Below are 23,303 nucleotides of genomic sequence, written 5' to 3'. Positions count from 1 at the left end.
GCCGATTCGTGTTATTTTCGCCTACTGAGAGAGGCGATGGCATCGAGAACCGGACAGCGACGAGCGCAGGCGGCCAGGAGGATGGCCCAGAGCGCGGCCCTGTTCTACCCGGAGCGGGTCGATCAGTTTCTTTGCCCGACCTGTTTGAAATGGTCGGCCTTGATGGACGAGCGGTCTATCACAGAAGCCCACATCATCCCGAACGCAGTCGGAGGCAGACTCGTCACGTTATTGTGCCGAACCTGCAACAGTGGTTTTGGCACAAGGCGCGACAGGTGGTTCGGTGAATACATTCGCCTGTTTCGCCAGGACGACGTGACGCCGTTGCACATCAAGGAGCAGCGCGGGCACTTCCATATCAACGGAGTTCGCGTTGGCGGAACATTCGGAGTCTCGGATAAGGGCACGATCGAACTACTGGTCCACGAGTGGCGCACTTCGCCAGAGGGACGTGCCGCGCTGGCGAAAATCGCAAGGCGTCCAAGAGTCTTGTCGCAGGACCCAGCGGATTTGATCGGCCCGTCTGTTACCGTCACGCTGCCGATGCCACCCGTCGTCGAGCATAAGGATCTGGTCACGCTTGGGTTTCTGACAGCCGGATACCTGCTCTGGTTCAGGGCGTTGGGATATTCGTGGGCGCTGCAGAAGCACTTGGACGTCGTGCGCGAGCAGATTCGGACCGAAACGTTGACTGTCTTGCCAAGATCATTCAGCGGTGCGGTTCCGCAACGTTCCGCAGTGCCATGGATCGGGTTTGGTACGATCAACGGGGCAATGGCGCTCTTTGCGGGCATTGAGGAACGAGTGGTGTTGTTTCCGCCAGCAGACCGGCCGCACTTCTATCAAGATCTGCCCACGGATACCCTGGAGGGCGCGAAGATGGAGCTCTTCGGCCGAGTCGACTTTGGGGAACACCATGCGTTTGCGGGACCGCGTGCCGTGGTCTATCACAAGCGATTGGCGGTTTGCCCGGACGTGTTCTTCAAGGGCCGGTATCCGCTGGTTGTCGTCCCTGATAGTGATGGGCCGCTCCAGGTCTTGCACCCCGTGTCACACGCGGAGGCTGAGCGGCTGAAGAAGGAGCACCCGGATCGCGGGCTTTCCTTGGCAATCAACACTCCGATCCCCGACTCCGATACCGGCCGATGAAGGACAGCTCCCGCTACGTCACCATCCCGGTTACGGTAAAATGCGCCAACGCAGCAGGGCGCATTTGATTTTTCTTTCTTTTCCGGGGGACTTCGTCCCGCCGGACCCCCTATCGCCGTCGCTCGCTTGCCTTCCGGCTGCGCTCCGCTCCGGCGGCGCGCTCGCCTTGCTCGCGCGTTGTGCAACGCGCCCGACCACGGTGAAGGGACTCTCACTCGCGTCGCTCGTTCGCTCAGAGTCGGCCGCGACCCGATTCCGTTTCCGCGGCCTCCTGTCGCGTTTCTTGCGCCGTGGTGTTCCCGTGCTCGCGCGTGCACAATCAGCCGTGCCCAACTCCATTTCCAAGGCACTGTCGCGTTCGTCATTTCCGCGGCGCTGTTGTCGCGTTCGTCGCGCTGCGGGCTCCGCGTGTCGATAAACTGAGAACACCCCTCGTCGTGGAGCGAACGTGGCGAAGAAGCGCAGTGCCGGAACGCGCGAGTTGATCGAGCCGAAGGGAGATGCGCGGTACGTGAAGCGCACTGCGAAAGGCCGATTCAAGGAATCAGACGATGCGCGGCGATCGCAGAAGGCTGACCGTCCGAAGAAGGCCAAACGATCCGTCAAGTCAGGCGACGACGACCAAGGCGACCAGAGGAAGCCGTTGATGCACCCCGGACCATCGGACGAGTCGCGCGAACTCAGGACCCGGGACCCCGGACCATCGGACCGAGTCGCGCGAACCCAGGACCCGGGACCCCGGACCATCGGACCGAGTCGCGCGAACTCAGGACCCGGGACCCCGGACCATCGGACCGAGTCGCGCGAACCCAGGACCCGGGACCCTGGACCATCGGACCGAGTCGCGCGAACCCAGGACCCGGGACCCCGGACCCGGGACCATGTCCCGATCCCCTAGCCGCAAGTTGACCCGATGCTCGTCGAAGACCAGCGCAACGTCATCGATTTCCTGAGCGCTCCCGGCACCCACGGCGGCGCGGCGGTCGAGCGGATCGACACGCACGCGTCCGTGGTCGTGCTGGCCCGCGATCGGGCCTGGAAGCTCAAGCGCGCGGTCGAGTACGACTACCTGGACTTCTCGACGGTCGAGCGGCGCAAGGCGATGTGCGACGCCGAAGTGCGCGTCAATCGGCGCACCGCGCCGGATCTCTATCTGGGCGTCGCCGCCGTCACCCTCGAAGCGGACGGGCGGTTGGCCCTCAACGGCGCCGGCCGCCCCGTGGACTGGCTGGTCGAGATGCGCCGATTCGACCAGGACCAGCTCGTCGATCGGCTCGCCGGCCGTGGCGCGCTCGACGTGGCCCTGGCGCGGCGTCTTGCCGTCGCGATCGCACGGTTCCACGCGGTCGCCGAGCCGCGTCGCGATCACGGCGGCGCCGCCGGCATGCGCTGGGTCGTCGACGGCAACGCGCGCGGGTTCGCCGAGGAGGGGCACGGGATTCTGGAGCCCGCCGAGGCCGACGTCTTGACGCAGGCCGCGCGATCCGAACTGGACCGCCGCCAATCGCTGCTCGACGATCGGCGCGCGAACGGGTTCGTCCGCCAGTGCCACGGCGACCTGCACCTGCGCAACATCGTGATCTACGCCGGCGAGCCGACGCTGTTCGACGCCATCGAGTTCAACGACGAGATCGCGTGCATCGACGTCTGGTACGACCTCGCGTTCCTGCTCATGGATCTCTGGCGGGCGAACCTCAGGTCTCAGGCGCACGCGGTGCTCAACGAGTACCTGGCGGCGGCCGGCGACCTCGCCGGCACTGCGCTGCTGCCGTTGTTCCTCTCGTGCCGCGCGGCGGTGCGCGCGAAGACCAGCGCTTCCTCCGCGCGTCTGCAGACCGATCCCGCGGAAGCCGCGCGATATCGGACGCTGTCGCGCGCGTACCTGCGGATGGCGGTCGACCTGATCCGCGCGCCCGCGCCAGTCCTCGTGGCCATCGGCGGGTTCTCCGGATCGGGCAAGTCCACCGTCGCGCTGCAGCTCGGGCCGGACGTCGGGCGCGTCCCTGGCGCGGTCGTGCTCCGCAGCGACGAGATCCGCAAGCGGCTGCTCGGCGTCTCGCCGCTCACGCGCCTGGAGGCGGAGGGCTACGGCGCGGACGTCTCGGCGCGCGTGTACGAGACGATCGCCGAGCGCGCTCGCGCGCTGCTCGGCGCAGGGCACGCGGTCATCGCCGACGCGGTGTTCGCGAAGGCCGAGGATCGGCGCCGAATCGAGGAGGTGGCGGCGTCGGCGGGTGTGCCGTTCGTCGGCATCTGGCTCGAGGCGCCCGAATCGACGCTGGTCGAGCGCGCGGCGCGCCGAGGGCCGGATCCATCGGATGCCACCGCGGACGTCATCCGCCGGCAGGTGGACACCGGTGCTGGCGCCATCGCCTGGACGCGGATCGACTCGTCGTCGAACCTCCCGGACGTCGCCAGGCGCGCTGCCGATCCGATCCGCGCGCGCCTCGGCACGCCGCGGGCGTCCGAGCCCTGAGCGGCGTGCTCAGAACCCGTCCACGAGCTTGTGGTGCACGGCGAACAGCGCGAGCTCCAGCCGGCTCGAGACGCCCGCCTTGTTGAAGATGTTGCTGAGATGGTGCTTGACGGTGTCCTCGCTGATCGAGAGCCGGCTCGCGATCTCTTTGTTCGAGAGGCCCGACACGATCGCGCCCACGATCGTCAGCTCCCGCTTGGTCAGCCCGAACTGACGCTGCTGCTGTTCCGCAATCTCCGACGTGAGGCTCCGGAGCACCTGCACCAGATCGGCGACGCCGTCGCGGCCAACCCAGTACTGTCCGGCCATCACCCGGCGGATGCACTCGAACAGCAGCGCCGTCGGCGACTCCTTGAGCACGACGCCTCGCGCGCCGAGCTGCAGCGCGCGAACGATGTCGCCGCTCGTCACCGCGCCGGTGAGCAGGACCGTCTTCACGGCGGATCCTCGCTCGGCGAGCTGTTCGAGCACCGCCATCCCGGTGAGATGCGGCATGGCGACGTCCAAGAGCAGCAGGTCGGGCGAGAGCCCGTCCACGAGCGCGAGGGCCGTGCGGCCATCGCCGGCGTCGCCGACGACGGTGAAGTCCGGCTCGCGCTCGAGGAGCGCGCGGAGGCCATCGCGGAAGATCGGGTGATCGTCTGCGATGGCGATCCGCACCGGGGCAGTCATCTCGGGCATCGTCGTCCAGCAGCCGTCGCGGATGTGCGCGCCTGAGACGAGCGCGTCAGCCGAAGCATATCCGGTGAGCGCACGGGGGCGCGACGCTATTGCGCGTCGTCGTCGATCAAGCGGGTCGTCGTCAGATCGGCGGCGATCTTCTGGAAGATACCGGACAGGTCGCCGGCCGTCGGCTGGCTGAAGAACTTCGTCGAGTCCGACGCGATCTGCTGCATCGTCTGGTAGGCCGACAGGGAGGAATCCGTGCTGCAGCTCGAGCCGGACGTGGAGGCCTCGTAGGCCACCGAGTACACCGCCGTGCCGGCCGCCTTGGCCGCGGCGGCGGCGGTGATCGCCTGCTGGCACTGGTTGTTGTAGGCGCCGGACGGCACGTCGGCCGAGTCGGCGCCGGCGTCGCCGTCGCTCACGAAGATGATCACGTTGCCCGCCGTCGAACGGCCGGTCGTCGCGAGCGCCGACTGCGCCGCGGTGATCACCGTGGCGAAGTAGGTGCCGACGCCGCCGGGCGACTCCAGCCCGTACGTGCTCGACGAACACGAGTTGCCATCCGCCCAGTCGACCGCCTTGATGAGGTTCGATCCTCCGCCGTTCAGCGCGCCGGTCGCGGAGGTCTTGTAGTTGCTCACCAGCCCCTGCACCGTGTACTGCGGTGAGTCGTTGTAGCGGGCGATGTCCCAGGAGGAGTAGTTGCCCGACGACGTCACGTTGGTCGAGCAGTCCCACTCCTGCGACATCGACGACGAGGTCTTCAGGCCGGGGAAGATCATCAGGCCGACTTCGTCGTACGGATTGGACACGTGGCCCCCGGCGTTGGCCGCGCCGCAGTTCCCCTGGCTGTAGGGGCACGGCCACAGCGAGTTGAGCAGGATCCGCACGCCGTACTTCGCGCAGTCGAGCTTGCGGGGGTTCGAGACGCCCGGCACGCTGCCGCTGCAGTTGCTGTTCATCGACGCCGTCGTGTCGACGATGATCATCACGTCCAGCGGCGGTGGGCCGCCGCCTTTCATCACGCCCGTGGCCACCGCCTGGATGTTCATGGTGTTGAAGCCGAGCACCCGGGCGAGGAACAGGGGCACCGTTGCGGTCGAGGTGACGGTCACGGCGTTGGCCGTGGCGGGGTTCGTGCACGGCGTCGGCAGCCCGATGGTCGTGAGGCACTTGAACGAGGTCGCGGTCGACACGTTCGGCAGGTTGCCGTACGCGTTCTTCCGTCCGGACTCGGCGCTGTACTCGCGCGCCTTCGCGGTCACGGCCGTGCGCGAGGCCGATCCCAGCTCCTGGGCCGCGGCGGCCGCGGCGGCATCGGTGGACGCTTGGAGCTGCTTGCGCGCGTTCAGCACGTAGCCGACGTCGATCGTGAACGCCGCCAGGCCGATCAGCGCGATGAGCGCGACGGCGATCATCACGGCCGCCTGGCCGGTGTCGTCGCCGAGCGGGTGCCGAGCGCGGGTGTGGGCGAAGACGCGGCGGGTCATTCGATTCGCACCGTCGACTGGGAGGAGAGCGTGCAGCCGGGTGCGTAGTTCACCCCGAAGATCGTGAGGCCGCACGGATACGTGGCGCTGATGGTCACGTCGGCACCGCCGGTCATCGACGTGCCGATGTTCGACGGGCACGACGTGCCGGGATAGCCGTAGGTGCCGCCGGCCACCGTCATCGTGATCGAGAGGCTGCCGGAGCTCAGCGACGCGGCCGATCCGTAGATTCGGTCGCGCGCCTTCGTGCACGCGTTGGTCTGCCCGCGGCTGATCGACAGTTGGCGGGCGCCCGCCCGCACGGCGTCGGTCAGCATGATGTAGTTGTTGTACGTGATGCCGAACTGGGCGATGCCGAACACCACGGCGAGGAGCAGCGGCAACGACAGGGCGATCTCGACGAGGGCCTGTCCGGAGTCGTCGCGCCAGTGCGGTCTCCCTGCTGATCGGAACGTCATCGTCATCCTTCGATCTGGTCCTTCAATCCTGTTGTCGGCATCCGTTGGCCTCGGTCGATGGCACGTACGGGCCATGCCGATCACACTTCGACACGCAGCGTCGCGCCGGCGCACTACGGCGAGAGTCCCGTTCCGAACACTTCGAACGGGCCGACGCGCTGCACCTCCGGGAAGTGACGGCGCAGCACGGCGACGATCGCGGGATCGACCGGCGGCGAGAAGAGCGGCGTCGTGTTCAGGACCGCCGCCTGGATCGCCGAGCGCGCGAGCATGGACTCCATTCGCTCGGCCGTGAGCGGTGCCGGCGTGAGAAAGTCGAAGAAGGCCCGTGTCGGATTGACGTAGCCGCCGAGGAAATACACCTCGGGGCAGTCCGGACCCGCCCAGATGGTGCTGCCGGCCGGCGCGTGCGCCTGGATCGCCTCGATGAGCTGGCGATAGAGCGCGGCTTCCGCGGGCCGCACGCGAAGCGACGCGCGCGGACCGAGATCGGCGCTCACGGCGTACGGCTCGTAGCGGCGGCCGAGCGCCCAGACGTACGCCGTGTTCATGTACAGCATCGCGAACCCGATGAGGAACGCCGCCGACACGGCGTGAATCGATCGCGGCGCCCACGTGCGCGTGCGCGCCACGGCGAGGAGCGCCAGGAACGACAGCGGCACGCCGTAGCAGAAGTAGATTCCGGTCGCGTAGGGAAGTTGAATCAGCGAGACCGTCGCGGCCAGGCTCATCAAGAGGTGCACGTGCGCGCGGCTCGGCGCGTCTCGCTCCGCGCGCCACGACGGCGTGCTCAGGACCCAGGCGCAGGCGACGACGGCGACGAGCGGCAGCGTGCGGACGAGCGACCACACGGCGCTGTAGATCACCGGATGGTCCGCATCCCGCAGCAGCCAGCCGAGCGCTGCCGCGGCGAGCGCCGCCAGCCCGCCGGCGTACGGCACGCGCCGCGTGGCGCCCGCCAGGATCATGGCGAGACAGGGGATGCCGAGCACGAGCGTGGCCGCGCCCGGCGGATCGGCCGCCGCCTCGCTCAGCCTGCGCTGCGGCAGGATGAAGACGCCGCGCAGCAGGTCGGCCAGGGCGCCGTGTGCGGCGAACCACGCCGCGAAGAGCGCCATCGGCACGACGGCCCCCGCGACGAACGGCCACGCGTCGGCGTGGAATCGGGCGGCGCGCGCGCGCAGATCCGGCCCGCCGGCCCGCCATTCCGTCCACGCGTGAAAGAGCACGACGGCCGTCGCGGGCAGCAGGATCTGCAAGAGCGCCGGCGTGAGCTGGTGGTTGGCGACGAGCGCGGCCTGCGCCAGCATCACGAGCCCGGCCAGCACTGAGACGAGCACCCGCGGGCTGGCGTGCCGGCCGGGTGGCCCATCCTCCCGGGCCGTGGCCGCGAGCGCGAGGAGGCCTCCGGCCAGGTAGAAGACGCCGGAGATCTTCATGAGGACCGAGCAGCCGCCGAGGGCACCCGCGACGGCCAGCCAGCGCCGGCGCCGCGTGTCGAAGTACTTCATGAAGGCGAGCGTGCCGAACGTCGCGAAGAACAGGTTGTACCAGGACGGCAGGCTCACGAAGTAGTTCGGCACCGTCCACACGGCGCAGAGGATCATCAGCACGAGGGCCGCGCCGGCTGGCGCGACCCGCCGGCCAATCGCGTAGACGGCGGCGAGAAACGCCATGAACACGGCCAGGAGGACCAGCCGAGGCGCGCGCAGGTTCTCGCCGAAGACCGCCATCGCGGCGGCGTTGAGGTACGTCAGGCCGCCGGTGTACATGTCGTCGAAGTCGCGGTGCGGCACCTCGTGGGCGAGCACGCGCATCGCGCTCTGGCCGATCGTGCCTTCGTCGTGCGGCACCCAGCCGCGATCGACGAAGCGGGCGGCGTACGCGCCGCAGGCCAGCCAGGTGCCGGCGACGAGCAGCCGCATGCCGTGGGATCGGATGAGCGACGACATGCGCAGGCGCTCCGCGACCGGTTCGATCAGGGCGTCTCGCCGACGAAGTAGCCGTCGCAGGCTTCCACCATCAGCTCGGGGGTGAGCACGGGCGGGTCGCCGCGATAGCGGGCGAGCAGCAGCGCGTGGTTGATCAGATCGCGGGGATGACAGCCTCGCGGCACGATGCCGCGCGGCGTGTAGTACTCGCGGAGCAGCCATTCGGCGAGTCCGCGCCGCGCGGTCGCGCCCGCCGCCTCGCAGTGCTTCTCGAAGATGCGCACGAACTGCTCGTCGGTCGGATCGGACGCGAAGACCTTGTATTGCACCCGGCGCAGGAACGCCTCGTCGACCAGGTCGCGCGGATTGAGGTTCGTCGCGAACGCGACGAACACGTGGAACGGCACCGCGAACTTCAGGCCGGTGCGCAGCGTCAGGTAGTCCACCCCGCTCTCGAGCGGCACCATCCACCGGTTCAGCAGATCGTCCGGCCGGCAGCGCTGCCGGCCGAAATCGTCGATGAGCAGCACGCCGCCGTTCGACACGAGCTGGAGCGGCGCGCGATAGAAGCCCAGCCGATCGTGGTGCGTCAGGTCGAAGCTCTCGACCGACAGCTCGCCGCCGACGCCGACGAGCGGCCGGCGGCACACGACCCATCGCTGGTCCTGCGCCTTGTCGACCGCGATCGTCTCCTCCGGAAAGTCGAGCAGGCCGGGCGCGGGCTCGTGCGTCACGCGGTCGAAGACCGTGATGATGCTCCCGTCGACCTCGAGCGCATGCGGCACGGCGACCTGGCCGCCGAGCAGGCTGCGCAGGCCTTGGGCAATCATGGTCTTGCCGTTGCCCGGCGGGCCGTAGATGAACAGCGAGTGCCCGCTGTTGACCGCCGGTCCGATCTCCTCGAGCACCCGATCGCTCAGCACGAGATGCGAGAAAGTCTGGGCGACGCGCTGGCGCGTCACCGGCTCGCTCCGCGTGGCCGCGACCGTTGCCATGTAGCGCGCGTACTGGGCGAGCGGGACGGGCGCGACCCCGACGTACTGGTCGTGCTCGAGCATCGCGCCGGCGGCGGCCCGGCCTTCGGTCGTGATGCGGTAGCGGTAGGATGCGCCGCCGACGATCGCCGCGCCGACGACCTCCACGTGCCGCTGGCTGCGGAGGAACTCGATGGCGGGTTCGACCACGGCGAAGAGCACGCCGAGGCGCCGCGCGAGATCGGCTCCCGACAGCTCGCCGGCGAAGTGCAGCGTCTTCAGCGCGAGCTGCATCAGCAGATCGCGTGTGAGGCCGGACGCCTCGAGCGTGCTGGGGGCCGGCAGATCCGGCACCATGGCCTGCGCTCGAGGCGGCTTCGGCGGGACGAGGGTCAGCGGATGATCGGGCACGGCGATCCGGGAGCCAGGCCCCGCGACGCGATCACGCGTCGTCGCGCTTCAGCCGGCTGCGCCGGCGCGCGAGGTAGAGCATCAGGAACACTCCGGCAACTCCCATGAGCACGATCGTGGACGACGGCATAGCTTCCTCCTTGTGTGCCGGCACCATGCCGGCTAGTTCGACCCGAACGTCCTCATGAACTGGAGGAACGCCGGGCCCAGCATCACCACGTACAGCGCGGGAAACAGACAGAACACGAGCGGGAAGACCAGCTTGACGGCGACCTTCTCCGCCTTCTCTTCGGCCCGCTGCCGGCGCTTGGTCCGGCAGACGTCGGCGTGCGTGCGAAGCGCCTGGGCGACGCTGGTGCCGAAGCGATCGGTCTGCACCAGCATCGTGACGAGCGCCCGCACCTCGTCCACCTGTGTGCGGGTCGCGAGGGCCCGGAACGCATCGAGCCGCGACTTGCCGGCGCGCGTTTCGCTCACGACCAGCCGGAGCTGATCGCCGAGGGCCGGATACGCCACGGACAGCTCGTCGCTCGCCTTGACGATCGCCTGGTCGAGGCCCGATCCCGCTTCGAGGCAGAGGACGAGCAGATCGAGGGCGTCGGCGAGGCCGTTCTGGATTTCCTTCTGGCGTTGCCGCAACCGGCGCCGCAGCACCACGCCCGGCAGCATGTAGCCGGCGATCGCGCCGAGCGCCGCCGCCATCCACCGGCGCGAATCGCCCAGCGCGAGCAGCGGGATGCTGCCGAGCACGAGCGGGAGCGTCAGCTCGGCGAGCGAGAACAGGCCGGCCGCCTTTGCCGAGTCGTAGCCGGCCAGCGACAGCTCGCGGCGGAGCCGTTTGACCGTGCCGCGCGACGTCGGCAGCATCGCGGCCACCTTGTCCCACAGCGGATCGGGCGCGGCGGTCAGTTGGCCGGCGTCGAGGACGAGCAGCGACGAGACCCGCGGCTGCGTCAGCGTCTCGAGCCGGCGGCGGCCCGGGGCCGCCCGCGTCAGCACGATCCACGTCACGCTGCCGGTGACGAGCGCCACCGACAGGAACACGGCCGCGAGCGTCGCCAGGAGCAGGGGAGGCACGATCAGTACTCCACCGCGGTGATCTTGTGGATCATCACGGCGCCGATGAGCTGGAGGACCACGGCCACGAGAATCATGCGGAGGCCGAGCGGCTCCTCGATCAGGATCCGGAAGTGCTCGGGCATGCGGATCAGGAAGAAGCCGCCGAGAGCCGGCGGCAGCGCCGCGAGGATCCAGCCGGTCAGGCGGCCGCGCGCGGTCATCACCTGCAACTGGCGCTTGATGCGGAAGCGCTCGCGAATGACCGTGGCGAGGTTGTCGAGCACCTCGGCGAGGTTGCCGCCCGCCTCGCGCTGCGTGAGGACCGCCGTCACGAAGAAGCGCGCGTCGATGATCGGGACGCGCCGCGCGAAGTCCTTCAGCCCGTCCGTGATCGGCAGCCCGTAGTTCTGCTGATCGTGCAGCAGTTGGAACTCGCTGCGGACCGGATCCGGCAGCTCGTCGGCGGCCAGCCGCAGGCCCGTGGAGAACGCGTGGCCCGCGCGCAGCGTGCGGGCGATGAGGTCGATGGCCTCGGGGAAGTGCTCCTCGAACGCCGACAGCCGGCGCGCGCGCAGGACGCGCAGCACGATGAACGGGACGAAGCCGGCGGCGAGCCCCAGGATCGCGCCCAACCACCAGAGGCCCGTGCGCGCGGTGACGAACAGATCGACGAGCAGCACGAGACAGGCGGATCCGAGGACGAGCTGGCCGACCGTGACGCGCGCGCCCGACTGGCTGACCATCGTCCGCAGCCAGCCGGCGACGACCGTTCCGCCGGCGAGCATGCGGTGCAGCGGCGCGATGGCGCTGAGGCGCTCCTCGTCCTTGAGCACGCCGCCCGTGCCGGCCTGGCCGGCCGCGCGCGGGACCGCGCCGCGCAGCCGCTTGCGCAGCGTGCGCCGCTCCGCCTCCTCGTTGCGGACGACGAGGACGTAGTACGGCACGATCGCCAGCGCGGCGACCACGACGAAGACGAGGACGGCGAGCGGCAGCGGGTTCATCTCACTGCACCGCCTGGACGTGATCGAACAGGTTCGGCGGCAGGCCGATGCCGGACTGCGCGATGTGATCCGAGCACTTCGGACGGATGCCCGTGGCGCGGAACCGGCCGCAGACCTTGCCGTCCTGCCGCAGCCCCGTGCGCTCGAAGAGGAAGATGTCCTGCAGCGTGATGACCTCGCCCTCCATCCCGGTGATCTCGGAGACGTGGGAGATCTTCCGCGTGCCGTCCGACAGCCGCGTGACCTGCACGATCAGGTTGATCGCCGACGCGATCTGCTGCCGGATGGCCCGCTCGGGCAGATTGAGATTGGCCATCGCGACCATCGTGTCGAGCCGGTACAGCGCGTCGCGCGGCGTGTTCGCGTGGACCGTCGTGAGGCTGCCGTCGTGGCCCGTGTTCATCGCCTGCAGCATGTCCAGCGCTTCGTCGCCGCGGACCTCGCCGACGATGATGCGGTCCGGGCGCATGCGCAGCGCGTTGATCACCAGCTCGCGCTGGCGGACGGCGCCCTTGCCCTCGATGTTCGGCGGCCGCGTCTCCAGCCGCACGACGTGGCGCTGGCGCAGCGTCAGCTCCGCCGCGTCCTCGATCGTGACGATGCGCTCCCGCGCGGAGATGAAGCTCGAGAGCACGTTGAGCAGCGTGGTCTTGCCGGCGCCGGTACCGCCCGAGACGATGACGTTCAGGCGGCTCGCGACCGCCGCCTGCAGGAGGTCGAGCATCGGCTGCGTCAGCGATTCGCGCGTGACGAGATCCGCGGCGCCGAGCCGGTCCGTGCGGAAGCGGCGGATCGACAGCACCGGGCCGTCGAGCGCGAGCGGCGGGATCACGGCGTTGACGCGCGAGCCGTCGGCGAGCCGCGCGTCCACCATCGGGCTCGACTCGTCGATGCGCCGGCCGACGGTGCTCACGATGCGCTCGATGATCCGCAGCAGATGGCGCTCGTCCTTGAAGACGATCGGCGTCTCTTCGAGGATCCCGTTCCGCTCGACGTACACCTGGTGCGGGTTGTTGACCAGGATGTCGGAGATGGCCGGATCGCCCAGCAGCGCTTCGAGCGGGCCGAGGCCGAACAGCTCGTTCAGGATGTCGGTGACGAGCTGCTCCCGCTCGGCCTGGCTGAGCGGCGTCGTGTGCGCCTCGAAGTCGAGCATGCCGGTGATCAGGCTGCGGATCTCCGGCTCCGCATCCTCCCGGCGCATGCTCGTGAGCCGCTCCAGGTTCAGCCGGTTGAGCAGCTCGGCGTGGATCCGGCTCTTGACCTCCTGGTATCGGGGATTCCGCAGGTCGGCGGACCGGCTCATCGGGGCGACGCTGAGCGTGCTGGTTCTCATGGCAGCCTCTGTCTCGGCCTCGGCGGATCAGGCCCGCCGCCTGAGCAGGCCGAGGAACCCGGATGTGGCGCCCGCGTCGGTCTTGACGCCGGACAGATCGCGCGCGTAGGCGACGAACGCCGCGGCGAGCGCCGACTGCGACTCCATGACGAGCGGCCGGCCCCGGTTGAGCGCGTCGAGCGCCAGCCGGTAGTCGCTCGGCAGCACGTGCGAGACGGTCGCGCCGATGGCGCGCTCGAGATCCTCGGTGCCGATCTCCGCGCGGCGGTCCGACCGGCTGAGCACGACCGTGACCTTGTCGCGGCCGTAGCGCTGGCGTAGGGTGTTGACGGCGCGCGCCGCCCCGCGCACGGTCGCGAGCTCCTGGTTGGCGACGACGACGATCCGGTTGGCGCCCTCGAGGGCGTCGAGGACCACCGTGTCGGAACGCGGCACGTCGACGACGGTGTACCGGTAGTGGCGCGCCGCGAAATCGATCAGCGTGCGGATGCGCGGCGCGTCGATCGGCGAGGCGGACGAGCGATCGGACGAGGCGAGCAGGTCGACGCCGAACTTCGTCCGCTCGACCAGGCTGCGGAAGTACGCGACGTCGAGCCGGTGCGTGTTCTCGAGCGCGTCGATGACCGAGAACCGCGGCTCGACGCCCAGGTAGAGCGCGGCATCGCCGCTCGACAGGTGCAGATCGAGCAGCAGCGTCGCCGCGCCCGCCACCTTGCCGAGCGCCGTCGCGAGGTTCACCGCGGCGGTCGTCGTGCCGACGCCGCCCTTGGCGCCGAGCAGCACGAACACCTCGCCCGTGTCGGGCGCGGTGCGCTCGCTCGCGAGCCGCGCGAGCGCGGCTTCGAGGTCGCCCTTCGCGAGGTCGGTCACGCACTCGGTGACGCCCGCGCGCATCGCGTCCAGCATGAACGCGGGTTCGAGCGTCGCCGTGACGACCACCAGGTTCGTGTCCGGATGGTGGCGGCGGATGGCGGCGAGCACCGGCGGCACCTGCGCCTGGCCGCGCAGATCGAGCACCAGCACGTCCGGCACGGCGGCCACCGGCTGCGCGAGCGCCGCGAGCTCGCCGAGCGGCAGGTGCGCCGGTTGTACGCCCGTGGCGCGCAGCCGTTCGTCGAGCGCGCGATCCTGGGCACCGACCAGTGTGACTGTCATGGCAGCGTGCGTCCTTTTCCGTCGAGCTACCGGGACGGCGCCGGGGCGCCCACCTCGGGCATGAACCGATCCATCGACGTCGGCAGCGGTGGCACTTCGTCCGGGTTCAGCGCGCGCACGAGGTGCGGCGTGACGATCACCATCAGCTCCGTCTGCTCCTGCGCCGTGGCCTTGCTCTTGAAGAACGTCCCGAGGATCGGCACCTTGCTCAGCCAGGGCACCGCCTGCCGCGTGTCCTGCGCGAGGTTGTTCATGAGGCCGGCGATCGCGAACGACTGGCCGTCCCTGAGCTCCACGTCGGTGGCCGCCCGGCGCGTGGTGATCGCCGGGATGCGGTAGCCGCCGAGCGACAGGCCGTTGGTGAAGTCGAGCGTGCTGACTTCCGGCGCCACCCGCAGCCGGATGACGTCGCCGGCGATCGTCGGACGGAACACCAGGCGGATCCCGAACTCCTTGTACTGCACGGAGATCGATCCCGCGACGCCCTGCACGACGGGGATCGGCACTTCGCCGCCGGCCAGGAAGCTCGCCTCCTGGCCGTTGTAGGCGATGAGGTTCGGCTCGGCCAGGCTCTGGAAGTGACCCGACGTCTGCAGCGCCTTGATCAGCGCGCCGACGTTGTACTTCGTGTTCATCACGAACAGGTTGAGGAAGTCGCTGAACGTGAGGTCGCCCGAGAGGTTCGTCACCTCGCCGTCGGTGGTGGTCCGCTGGAGGTTCTCGAAGCCCGGCGCGGAGAACTGCTGCGTGGTGCTGCGCGCGATGTAGTCCTTGTAGCCGGTCGCGCCGGTGAAGAGCGAGACGCCCAGCTCGGTGAGCGCGCGGCGGTTCACTTCGGCCACGCGCACCTGCAGCATGACCTGCGCGCTGTCGATCGGGCTCGGCAGTTGGAGCATGTTGAGCACTTTGCTCTTCGGCGCCACGGCTTCGGCCACTTCGCCGGCGCGCAGCATGACGCTCGTGTTCGAGACGCGGCCGGTCAGGATGACGGCGTCGGCGGTCTGGTTCGCCCGGATGTCTTCGCCCGGGAAGATGAGGTTGAGCTGCTGCTGCAGCGGCGACACGCCGGGATCGACGATGACGTCGTACTCGGCGCGCTGCGTGCCGCCCCAGACGATCAGGCTCACGGTGCCGGCGGCCTTGCCGTCCACGAGGATTTCCCTCGGCTGGACGACGACCGCATCGGCGACGGCGGGATTCGTGACGGCGATCCGCGTGACGTCGAACGGCGTGGCGAGCACCACCGAGCGGCCCGCGGTCAGCACGACGCGCGATCCGGCGGCCTGAGGCGCCGGCGCCTGGGCCCGGCCCACGGCCGTGAAGGCCAGGGCGAGACCGAAGGTCGCCAGCCGACGAAACTGGCCGTGCATAGCCATTACTTGAGCGTCTCCTGTGACCGCTGGGCCGCGCGGATCGTTTCGACCGTGTAGATCGGCGGCGGCGGAGGCGGCGGCGCGGCCGCCGGCGCCGCGGCGGCGGGTTTCGGCGCTGGCGCGCGGCGCACGACCGGTGCCGGCGCCGGCGCGGCGGCGGGCGGCGTCGTGGCCGACTGGCCGGTGATGAGATTCGTCGTGCGCACGCCGGGCGAGCTCGTCGGCGCGTTGTCGAGCGGGTTGCGCAGCGTCAGCAGGATCTGCCCCTCGGTCGAGGCGAGCGCGATCCGCTCCGCGTCCTCGGGCGTCACCATCAGCGTCACGACCGACGACGGGATCGCTTCGCCGTCCTTGACGACGTCCTGGTCGTACTTCGTGCCGGCTGCCAGCACCTGGACGTTGCTGACGACGACGCGCGCGAGGCTCCCGGAGGCCTGCACCTGTCCGAGCACGACGAGCACGTCGACGCGTGTGCCGGGCACGACGAAGCCGGCGACGCCGATCACCTCGTTGACCTTGACGGAGATCGCGCGCATGCCGGTCGGAATCGTCGGCGGCAGGCCGGCGCCGGCTTCGCGCGGCGCGAGCGTCGCCGACGTGAGCGGCTGGTTCTCGGCGACCGGGCTGACGATCCCGCGCGAGACGACGTCCGCGATCTTGTCGAAGCCGCCTCCGACGGGATTCGACGCCGGCCAGGCGACGAGCTTCACGTCCTGCTCGGCGACGAGCGTGCCGACCGTGAGCGGCCGGGCCGCCACCACCGCGAAGACGTGCGCGACTTCGACTTCGCGCGCCGGCATCGCCTTGATGGTGCGATACACGAGGAAGCTGGCGGCGAGCGCCATGACCAGCGAGATCCCGACGACCGTGATGGTGCGAGCGGAACGGTTCATGAGGTCTTCTCTCTTCTGTCGATCAGGCCCGCCACACGGCCGCCCACGTGCCGGCGGCGATGGCGGTTGCATAGGCGAGCCGCGGACCTGACGAATCCTCTATCGTCAACCCCGGCACTCTTCTTAAGCCGGTGGCGCGCCAGCACGCGAAGATGGCGACGAGATTCGCGGCGGCGGTGCGAAGGTACCGGCGGCGCAGCGCAACCGCGAGCGCGAGCACGCCGCCCGCCAGCACCGACAGCCACGCGGATTCGAGGACGCCCTGCGGCCCCAGCCAGGCGCCCACGGCGCCGAGCAGCTTCACGTCGCCGGCGCCGAGGCCGCCGACGATGAACAGCGGCGCGAAGAGCGCGACGCCGACGATCCAGCCGGACCCGCTCTGCAGCGCGCCGGCCGATCCCGCGGTCGCCGCGTGGTACACGAGCGCCGCGGCGGCGCTGCCGAACGTGAGCACGTTCGGGACACGCCGCGTGGCCACGTCGATGCCCGCCGCGAGGCCGGCGACGACGAGCACCGCAGCCTGCGCGGTCGTCAACATGACCTGGCCTCGACACGAGGTGTCCCGTGGAACGGTGCGACGTGCGCCCGCTCCACGGTCCCTCCGCGTCGACCTACGACGACGACACCTGCGTGCCGATGTTCGAGAACTGCGTGTTCAGACCGGACGCGACCGCCTGGATTCCGACGATCACCGCGAGCGCGATGAACACGGCCAGGAACGCGTACTCGATCAGGTCCTGACCTTCCTCCTCGCGGACGAAACGCTGCAACAGGCTCTTCATGACTGCTCCTTCATGGGACTGAGATTGGGCAGCACGCCGCCCGGCGGCCGCGCTACCGCCCGGCTCCGACGAGCCAGGCTCGTCCGACATATCGGCCTGATTGAGGGGGCGCACAGGGTGGACCACCGCCGCGGCGCTCGCGAGCGGTCCGCGGTGGGCAACCGAGTGCAGTCCGACCCGTACCGCCCGCGAGGCATCGTCGTCACGACCCGCGGGCGCGGTGCCAGCGTGCGCAACGCTGTCGCGGTGCCTGCGCCGCCAGATCATCACGAGCCACGCGGCCATCGCGACGATCGACCACTGCACGTGCGTCGCGCGCGTGAGGCCGTCGAACGCCGGGAGCAGGTAGGTGGCGTAGCCGGCCACGAGCAGCGGTGTGTCGGGCGATGGACGGTCGAGCGCCCAGGCCACCGTCAAGAGGAGCGCCGGCGTGAGGACGACGAGATCGTAGGCGTAGAGATGAGGGCTGAGGAGCACGGTCGCGAGCAGCACGGCGCTGAACCGCAGCGACAGCGGCGCCGTGCTCGTCCAGATCCGGGCCGTCGCGACGGCGACGACGATCGCCCCGAACGCCGTGATCGCTCTCGCGATCGTCGTCGGCATCCCGAGCAGCGCGACGAACGCCGAGAACGTGTGCATGAGCCACGGCTGCGCCTCGAGCAGCGGCAGATCGCGCGACACTACGCGGAAGTTGATCGCGTAGTCGACGAGAACGTGGGGACCGAAGTACGCCGCGGCCGCTGCGACCTGGATGGCGGCCGCGAGCGCGGCACCGGCCAGCGCGCGCCAGTCGCGCGCCGCGATCCAGATCGCCGGTAGCACGACGCCGAACGTGGGCTTGTACGCCAGCGATCCGAGACAGAGTCCCATCAGGAACGATCGGCGCGATCGCGCGGCGAAGTACGCGGCGGTGAACCAGGCGAGCGTGAACGCCGACGTCTGGCCGGACGCGACGAGCGAGTAGGCCGCCGGCGCCGCCGCGGCCGCGATCGCCACCGTCGATCTGTACCGGACGAGCGCGGGCAGCGACCGCGTCATCGCCGCGACGCTCGCGGCATAGGCGACGACCGAAGCGAGCAGCCAGACGGTCAACGCGCCGAGGTAGGGGAGGCCGGCGAGCGGCGCGAAGAACATCGCGACCTGCGGCGCGTGGACGGGCAGGAACCGGTGCGGATACTCGGGCACGAGGCGGTCCGTTCGTCGCGCCTGCGCGTCGAAGTCGTACAGCTCGGTCGTGGCGCGCGCGCGGCCGATCTCTCCGAGCACGTAGAAGTGAAGGAAGTCGTGCCCCTTCAGGTGGCCCGAACGGTCGAGGTGTCCCTGCGGGCTCATCTCGGCGACGTACGTCGTCCAGCAGACGACGCCCCACACGAACACCGGGAGCAGCCAGAGATGCCGTCGCGCGGCGCCGTGGTCGAGGCGCAGCGTCCGGATCAACGGAAGCGCCATGACGGCCTCAGGGTCCCGGGAAGCACCGCCGGGCCGGCGGCGTCGTCGTGATCGGCGTGAACGGACCCGCGCCTGCCCTCGCCAGCATCGTCGACGACGAGCCGGTGAAGATGGCGACCCAGCCGCGGCGCTCGAGCTGCGGCACGACCGGCAGGTGGCGCGGGAGCCAGATATAGTCGGGCTGGAGACGATCGAGCAGATCCCAGCCCTTGTCGTCGCCCGCGTAGAACCGCCGGTGGCTCGCGATCGTGTCGGCGGAGAACACGGTCTCGCGCCGGCCGTCGAAGGAGACCTTGAGATCCGGCCCGAGGTGCCAGATGGCGTACTCGCCCCAGTCGAACCAGGTGAGCATGCGCCCCCGCAGGCGGTTCGCGTGCGCGAAGCGCACGGCGTCGGGCTCCGGCAGCCAGTCGCCCGCCATCGTGAGACACCCTGCGAACGGGCGCGCGATGCCGGCGACCGGCATCGCCATCACGCCCACCGCGGCCATCGCCACCGCGATCTGCGGTGCCGCGAGGCGCGGCCACGCGAGCCGCCGCCTCGGCCACGCCGCGACGATCTCGTCCGACCAGAGGAACACGATCGCCAGCGCGAAGAAGGCGTCGAGCCGGCTCACGCGGAACGACGCGATGGCGAGCAGCACGGCGAGCACGAGGCGATCGAGACGGCGCGTCCGCGTGCGATACGCGGCCCACGCGGCCGTGCCGGCCGCCGCGAGCCAGGGCACGCCGAGCGCGATCGGCGACGAGAGCGTGCTGCTCCACTCCTGGATGTCGTCGCGGCCGAGCCGCACCGTCGTCGCGAGGAAGCGCCAGAGCTCGACGCCCTCCGGCGTGGCGAGCGTCGCCGTCACGGCGAGGAGCGCAGCCGCGGCGCGTGCGGCGCGCGACCGGAGGGGCAGCGTGGAATCGACGATGCCGAGCGACGCCCAGACGCCGAAGACGCCCGCGCCGACGATCCACCCGCCATGGAGGTTCGCCCACAGCGCCATCAGCGGCGGGACCAGCAGAAGCGACGTCGAGCGCCCGCGCTCGGCTCGCCGCATCAGCGCGAGCAGCACGCTCATCAGCAGGACCGAGAACAACTGCGGCCGAATCGTGTGCGTGCGCCAGTACGTGCCGGTGAACGCGAGCGCCATGGCGAAGACGGCGATGTCCACGGAGGCGCCCGCGCGCCGGTAGTGATGCCAGACCATCCAGAGGCAGGCGCCGACGATCGCGAGCTTCATCGCGATGAGCGCACCCGGGCCGCCGGCGCGATACACCGCGGCGATCGCGAGCTCGGTCAACCACTCGTGGTTGACCCAGGGCCGATCGCTCGCGAACGAATACTGGTCGCGTTGGCGTGCGTCGCCCGATGCGAGGATGTCGAGGCCGAACCTGAGATGACCCCAGAGGTCGGCGTCGGCCGGCGTGACGAGCGCGGTCGTCAGCACGAGCAGCCCGGCGGCGCTGGCGAGCACCGGCCACAACGCGCGTGACGGCGGCGTGTCCGTGCGCGATCCCGTCATCCGCGCCGCGCCTCCATCAACGGCGCGAACTGCGGCAGCACGGCGAACCGCGTGCGGAACCGATCGACGCGCTCGGCCCGCTGTGCGATCCGCGCCTCGTCGGCATGACCGAGGAACGCGCCCGCGATCGCGAGGTACGGCAGCTTCGACGGATCGAAGCCGATGAGCCGCGCGCAGGTCGCATCGACCGCGACGGGATCGGTTCCCATCGCGAGCACGCCGAGATCCCTCGGCTGCCCCATGATCGGCCCGTCGCCTTCCATCGCCGTGATGCCGTCCACGATCGTCAGGCCGGGCCGAATCGTCGCGGCGAGATCGACGATGGCGTTCTCGATGCCGTGGAAGTGGAGGAAGTTCTTCGGCCACCCGTAGACGGCGCCCGGCACCGTGCCGAAGAGGTTCTTGAGCCCGGCCGTCATCCCCGCCCAGTGGTGTGTCTTGAGCTTCGGGATCGACACCACGAGATCGGCGCGAAGCACTTCGACCGGCAGCGCGAGGGCCTCGAGACCCATGAACCGGCTTCGCAGCGGCACCACGCGCACGTCGTCGTGGTTCAGATCGACGAACCGCACGCGCAGGTCGGCGAGCTGCCGGCCGAGCCCTGATGCGTGGAGCAGGTACTCGACGTCGCGGCGATGGCCCGGCCCTTCTGCGACGACGATCTCGGACGCGCCCGCCGAGAACAGGGCGTCGACGGCGCCGGCGACGACGTGCGGATGCGTGTTGACCGGCGCGCCGTCGCGGTACTCGACGAGGTTCGGCTTGACGAGCACGCGGCGGCCGGCGACGGCGATCGGCAACTCGCGAAGGCCGCGGCGGATGACGTCGGCGAGATCGACGTCATATCCGCTCGCCGCCAGGAGCGCGACGGCGGAACCGGGCGGGCGGACGAAGTCGCCGCGGCGATATGGCGCCCGGCGGCAGCCTTGCCAGGCCAGCGCGAGCGGAAGCGCACGCAGCAGATCGCGCCGGCTGATCCTGACGCTCATCGGTGCGAGGCCCTCCACGCGACAGCAGCGGCGACGGGCTGCGTTCGCGCGTCGAGCACCACGGCCAACCACAACGCGAGCGCCGACCAGCCGTAGATGGAGCCGAGCGTGAGCGCCCCGATCGGATCGTGGCGCAGGCCGACGAGCGGCAGCGGCAGAACGAGGCCGGGCAGCGCGATGAGCAGACACGCCGTGCGCAGGCGGGATGGCCGGTCCCCGAGCGTGCGGCACAAGAGCGCCGCCGGTCCCACGATCAGCCAGACGTAGTAGAACCAGCCGAGCGGCGACGCGATCATCGCGGTGAGCAGCAGGCCGAGGCACGCGCGATCGACGGCGCCCGGCGACGTATCCCGCGCGAACCACCAGGCCGATCCGGCGGCGAAGACGACGGCGACGACGATCGTCAGCACGCGGACGAGGACGGGGGCGTCCGTCCAGGGCACGAACATCGGGCTCGCCGAGAGGTTGCGCGCGAGCCCTCCCGCGATCGACGCGTTCATCGGCGCCCACGTCCAGTCCACGGCGTTGACGACGCGCATCCATGCGGCGTACGGACCGGTGCCGAAGATGGCCAATCCTGCGCCGACGCACACGGTGCCGGAAACGATCATCGACAGCGCGCCGCGCCGGCGGAGCAGCGCGTAGAGGAGGAACACGCCGAGGAACGGCTTGACGCTGGCGCAGGCTCCCATCCACGCGCCGAACGATCGCCACGCGCCGCGGCGGGCCGCGCGCCAGGCCAGCGTGACCGGCAGCGCCAGCACCCACGTGACCTGGCCGGTGACGACCAGCATGCCGGTCGCCGAGCAGATCGCGATGCCGGCGGCGGCCCAGAGCACGCCCGCGAGCGTGAGCGATGTCTTCATCTCGCGAACGACGATCCACAGCGTCGTCAGCATCGCGACGCTGCTGAGCACGGCCCACGCGACGAGCGCCGGCACGGGCTCGAGCCCGGCCAGCGGCAGGACGAGCAGGTGGAAGTGCGGCGGGTTCATGTTCCAGAACTCTCGTGTCACGTCCGGCGCGATCGTGACGGCCGTCGCGGCGCTCGATCCGTACATGTCGGCGCCGGCGAGGAACGCGTGCGCCGAGTGGTAGAACTTGCCGAAATCGTTCATGTGGAGGTCGTCGACCATGAACCTGGCGAGCGCGGCGTTGTACAGCACGCCCGCCGCGATGGCCACGAGGAGCGCCGCCACCACGCAGGCGCGCACGAGATCGCCGGTCAGCAGGACCGCCGGCCGCGAACGGAGAACGCGCTCGAGCGTGGCGTCGGAGATCACGGCGGCTCGTCGGCTAGATCCGGAACGTACGGGCTGGATCGTCGAGGGCCAGCGACGCGAGCGCGAGCGCGTGGAGGTGGCCGGCCGCGACGGCGTCGGCCGCGCGGCGCTCGAGGTCGACGCGCAACGCCGCCACCGGACGTCCGAGCGTCGCAAGAGAGATGAGCGACAGCGCCGCGGCCGTCACCGAGGGTTCGTCCTGCCAGTGCGCTTCGAGATAGCGCAGGCTCTGCGACACGGCCGGGTGGTCGCGCCGATCCTGCATCGCGATCAGCCCCAGCGCCGTCGTCGGCACGTAGGGGCGAAGATCCTGACCCATCATCGTGGCGTTGCCGAAGTTCCATCCGCCCCCGTCGCAGACGCGATCGAGCAGGAGCCGTTCGGCTTCCTCGACGCGTGCCGGCGCGCCGGGGACGTCCCAGCCGTCGTGGAGCGCGCGCTTGAGCGCGATGACCGCGAGCGCGGTCGGTTCGACCCAACTGAACGTGCCGTCGATCCAGGCCCAGCCTCGAAGGCTGTTGTTCTGCGGCGTCTCGGGCGTCTGCGGCGCGGTCGTGCCTGACGACGCCGCGAGCGCCGTCAGCAGGTGGTGTTGTTCCGATCCGGTAGCGAGACCGGGCAGCACGTGACAGGCGAACGCCGCGAGCGCGTTGAATCCGATGTTGATCGGGAGCGCCGGATCCTCGGCCAGCCAGCCCGGCGAGACCCGGCAGCGGGCGAAGAAGACGCGATGCGGCGCGAGATCGACGTCCGCGCCGAGCGCGAGCAGCGCCCACGCGGTCGGCTCGACGCGGCTCGCGTGCCCCGCGTAGTAGCCCCATCCGCCGCTCGCGTTCATGCCGGCCCGGAGCCGTGCCGCGATCGTCATGCCGGGGTTATCGGCATCATCCCGCGGGTTCTGTGTGCCGGCGCGTTGTG

The 23,303-nt window shown here is 70.2% G+C and carries 19 protein-coding genes; 2 read left to right on the top strand and 17 right to left on the bottom strand.

The window, feature by feature from the left end:
• Window positions 1-36 precede the first annotated feature (36 nt).
• Complete coding sequence (locus tag IT184_04360; GenBank protein MCC7008027.1) at window positions 37-1,149, top strand: hypothetical protein; 1,113 nt, start codon at window positions 37-39, stop codon at window positions 1,147-1,149.
• A 913-nt stretch (window positions 1,150-2,062) separates the two neighbouring features.
• Window positions 2,063-3,625, top strand: coding sequence for an AAA family ATPase (locus tag IT184_04355; protein ID MCC7008026.1), 1,563 nt, complete (start codon window positions 2,063-2,065; stop codon window positions 3,623-3,625).
• Between the two features lie 9 nt (window positions 3,626-3,634).
• Here IT184_04355 and IT184_04350 read toward each other — a convergent pair whose 3' ends face one another.
• From IT184_04350 to IT184_04270, 17 genes are all read right to left on the bottom strand, one after another.
• Entirely contained in the window at window positions 3,635-4,306 is a 672-nt protein-coding gene (locus IT184_04350) for a response regulator transcription factor (protein ID MCC7008025.1), read from the bottom strand.
• A gap of 86 nt (window positions 4,307-4,392) precedes the next feature.
• Window positions 4,393-5,781 carry a pilus assembly protein gene (locus tag IT184_04345; protein MCC7008024.1) on the bottom strand — a complete coding sequence of 463 codons (1,389 nt, stop codon included), beginning with the start codon at window positions 5,779-5,781 and terminating at the stop codon, window positions 4,393-4,395.
• Window positions 5,778-6,239 (bottom strand): pilus assembly protein, encoded by a 462-nt coding sequence (locus IT184_04340; protein MCC7008023.1) that lies wholly within the window; start codon window positions 6,237-6,239, stop codon window positions 5,778-5,780. Before IT184_04340 ends, IT184_04345 begins: the two co-directional genes overlap by 4 nt.
• A gap of 113 nt (window positions 6,240-6,352) precedes the next feature.
• Window positions 6,353-8,191: a glycosyltransferase family 39 protein gene (locus IT184_04335; protein ID MCC7008022.1), complete on the bottom strand. Its 1,839-nt coding sequence runs from the start codon at window positions 8,189-8,191 to the stop codon at window positions 6,353-6,355.
• A 26-nt stretch (window positions 8,192-8,217) separates the two neighbouring features.
• The gene (locus IT184_04330; GenBank protein ID MCC7008021.1) at window positions 8,218-9,555 is read right to left on the bottom strand and encodes an ATP-binding protein; all 1,338 of its coding nucleotides are present in this window, start codon (window positions 9,553-9,555) and stop codon (window positions 8,218-8,220) included.
• Between the two features lie 162 nt (window positions 9,556-9,717).
• Window positions 9,718-10,632 (bottom strand): type II secretion system F family protein, encoded by a 915-nt coding sequence (locus IT184_04325; GenBank protein MCC7008020.1) that lies wholly within the window; start codon window positions 10,630-10,632, stop codon window positions 9,718-9,720.
• Window positions 10,633-10,634: 2 nt separating this feature from the next.
• Window positions 10,635-11,615 carry a type II secretion system F family protein gene (locus IT184_04320; GenBank protein ID MCC7008019.1) on the bottom strand — a complete coding sequence of 327 codons (981 nt, stop codon included), beginning with the start codon at window positions 11,613-11,615 and terminating at the stop codon, window positions 10,635-10,637.
• A 1-nt stretch (window position 11,616) separates the two neighbouring features.
• Entirely contained in the window at window positions 11,617-12,951 is a 1,335-nt protein-coding gene (locus IT184_04315; protein MCC7008018.1) for a CpaF family protein, read from the bottom strand.
• Window positions 12,952-12,978: 27 nt separating this feature from the next.
• A complete protein-coding gene (locus tag IT184_04310) occupies window positions 12,979-14,106 on the bottom strand; it encodes an AAA family ATPase (protein MCC7008017.1) in 1,128 nt (375 codons plus the stop codon).
• 26 nt (window positions 14,107-14,132) lie between these two features.
• The gene (locus IT184_04305; protein MCC7008016.1) at window positions 14,133-15,476 is read right to left on the bottom strand and encodes a type II and III secretion system protein family protein; all 1,344 of its coding nucleotides are present in this window, start codon (window positions 15,474-15,476) and stop codon (window positions 14,133-14,135) included.
• A gap of 5 nt (window positions 15,477-15,481) precedes the next feature.
• Entirely contained in the window at window positions 15,482-16,372 is an 891-nt protein-coding gene (gene cpaB / locus IT184_04300) for a Flp pilus assembly protein CpaB (GenBank protein ID MCC7008015.1), read from the bottom strand.
• Between the two features lie 22 nt (window positions 16,373-16,394).
• A complete protein-coding gene (locus IT184_04295) occupies window positions 16,395-16,910 on the bottom strand; it encodes a prepilin peptidase (GenBank protein MCC7008014.1) in 516 nt (171 codons plus the stop codon).
• Between the two features lie 73 nt (window positions 16,911-16,983).
• A complete protein-coding gene (locus tag IT184_04290) occupies window positions 16,984-18,603 on the bottom strand; it encodes a DUF2029 domain-containing protein (GenBank protein MCC7008013.1) in 1,620 nt (539 codons plus the stop codon).
• Between the two features lie 7 nt (window positions 18,604-18,610).
• Entirely contained in the window at window positions 18,611-20,113 is a 1,503-nt protein-coding gene (locus tag IT184_04285) for a hypothetical protein (GenBank protein MCC7008012.1), read from the bottom strand.
• Window positions 20,110-21,102, bottom strand: coding sequence for a DUF362 domain-containing protein (locus IT184_04280; protein ID MCC7008011.1), 993 nt, complete (start codon window positions 21,100-21,102; stop codon window positions 20,110-20,112). The genes IT184_04285 and IT184_04280 overlap by 4 nt, the downstream gene beginning before the upstream one ends.
• Window positions 21,099-22,385: a DUF2029 domain-containing protein gene (locus IT184_04275; protein ID MCC7008010.1), complete on the bottom strand. Its 1,287-nt coding sequence runs from the start codon at window positions 22,383-22,385 to the stop codon at window positions 21,099-21,101. The genes IT184_04280 and IT184_04275 overlap by 4 nt, the downstream gene beginning before the upstream one ends.
• A gap of 13 nt (window positions 22,386-22,398) precedes the next feature.
• Window positions 22,399-23,253, bottom strand: a complete 855-nt coding sequence (locus tag IT184_04270) for a hypothetical protein (protein MCC7008009.1) — start codon at window positions 23,251-23,253, stop codon at window positions 22,399-22,401.
• Between the last annotated feature and the right edge of the window lie 50 nt (window positions 23,254-23,303).

The organism is Acidobacteriota bacterium, from assembly GCA_020853395.1.
GTDB lineage: Bacteria > Acidobacteriota > Vicinamibacteria > Vicinamibacterales > SCN-69-37 > JADYYY01.
Note: the sequence above shows the minus strand (reverse complement) of the source record. Positions and strands in the feature narration are given on the sequence as shown.